Consider the following 1,895-nt stretch of genomic DNA (forward strand, 5'->3'; position numbering starts at 1 on the left):
GGGGCGAAGTGGGAGATGAGTTTTTGAAATTGGAGTTTTTAGACAGCCTCTAAAGAGAAAAGTTTCGACATCGTCCTCTGCTTGCATGCAATAGAACATGTCACCAAAGACGATGGATTAAGACTGCTTTCGAAACTCGAAGAGATAGCCAGGCGACAGGTCATAATAGCCACACCCGTAGGCTTCCTTGCCTCTGGGAGCAACCATGAAACACTAGCAACACACAGATCAGGGAATCATGGGAATTTGTGGATTGACACTGCTTTAACTGTGGGGAATAAGCATCTATTCCCACTGTATAGAACTTCCTTTTTGGGTTGAAGACTTTCATCGCCTCCCCAGGCCCGCAACCTACATCCAGAATGCTGCTTCCTTTTTTGTCTAAGCTTCGCTTGACCATCCTCACGTAAGAGAAAGGAAAAATAAGTCGTACTTTTGATAGAATTCTATCCAGGAAATGTTGCATCATATCCCTTCAATCTATATTATTTACCTTTGTCCGGAAGGCATAGTTAATCCCGCCTCGCGTTAAAGTCAAAGGTCGACCCTTCTTATGAATGGTCTTTCTCTATCGTACTGGTCTCTCGCGATACTTATTGTTCTCCTTTCACTCCTGAACACGCTAGTATGAGTGTAGATAACTTTGTATCATCACTTTCTCATAACCGCTATAATTGTCGACGACTTCTCTACATTATCTTTTTGCAAATCAGCATATTTAGAAATCAATTTTCTGTACAATGCTGTCCCTTTAAAAAGGGTTATAACGTTATATGGTGCAATCTTCGATACTAATCTAAAAAGGATTGAGTGTCGCATACCCTCCAAGCTTTCAATCTTGAAGTACCCTTCAAGCAGTTTATATAACTCCAACGGTTCGAACTCATGATAATGGTAATAATTTTGCCCAGCAGTTAGCTTTTTATTCGGTGTGGATAAAACCAAAATTCCTCCCGGTCTTAGAACTCTACGAATTTCCAATAGGTGCCTCTCATACTCTTCTAAATGCTCGATTACCTCTATTGAGCACACTACATCAAAACTTTCGTCTGGAAAATCTAAATTAGTCACATTCATAATCCTGTACTCTAAATTTTCTAGGTGATACTGTTTCTTTGCATACTGAATCGCCTCATCTGAAATGTCTATGCCTACCACGTTTTTTGCACCATTACTCGCCCAATAATACGAACCATAGCCGTAACCACAACCGGCATCGAGTACAATTTTGTTCACTGTATATGGTTGCGCAAAGTCATAAAGACTAAGATGTATTTTAAAAAGGTATTCCCCCCCTTTTTTTGTTGGAACCATCCTTTCCTGAACGCACTGGCGTGGGTCATGAAACTTTCTTAAAAGCATTGTAAAACCTCCTGAAATTGCTGATTTTAAGGCTCTTTTTAATCATTTTTCTTTTAATAGTATGATCGTCGACAACGCGCATTCGTAGGATTTGTTTGTGGAGTCTATATGTGTCTAGTAAGTTCTTGATGTTCCATAAAACAGCCTTTACATCAGATAATGCTAGCTTAAATTTGCCCACGATAGGTATCGTTACCTGTAAGGTGCTTCATTTAGACGAGAAGAATATCATCGACACGGTTGGCGGTGCTAACGTAGACATATATGGTTTCCCCTCCCTTATAGGTGGCGGCGAGGTAGATCATGGCCAGTATGACTATGTGACCGAGGTTTTTGCTAGTGGTCATTATTTAGCTAGACGAGAAGTGTTGGAAAAAATAGGGGGTTTTGATGCCAAACTCTTCCTGTCCACAGATGATATTGACATCGGCTGGCGAGCCAAGCTCCTAGGATACAGGGTTGTGGTAAACCCCTTTGCTATAATCTCTCACAAAATAAGCGGCCCCCTGCTCAAGGATAAAAAAAAAACCGAT

2 protein-coding genes are annotated in these 1,895 nt (G+C 40.8%); one reads left to right on the top strand and one right to left on the bottom strand.

What is annotated here, in order from left to right; translation table 11 throughout:
• Positions 1 to 651: 651 nt before the first annotated feature.
• Positions 652 to 1,362 carry a class I SAM-dependent methyltransferase gene (locus HW443_RS10945; protein WP_176238196.1) on the bottom strand — a complete coding sequence of 237 codons (711 nt, stop codon included), beginning with the start codon at positions 1,360 to 1,362 and terminating at the stop codon, positions 652 to 654.
• A gap of 110 nt (positions 1,363 to 1,472) precedes the next feature.
• Here HW443_RS10945 and HW443_RS10950 point away from each other — a divergent pair.
• A partial coding sequence (locus HW443_RS10950; protein ID WP_176238197.1) for a glycosyltransferase family 2 protein occupies positions 1,473 to 1,895 on the top strand: 423 nt, incomplete at its 3' end.

The organism is Candidatus Hakubella thermalkaliphila, assembly GCF_013281975.1.
GTDB classification, from domain to species: domain Bacteria; phylum Actinomycetota; class Humimicrobiia; order Hakubellales; family Hakubellaceae; genus Hakubella; species Hakubella thermalkaliphila.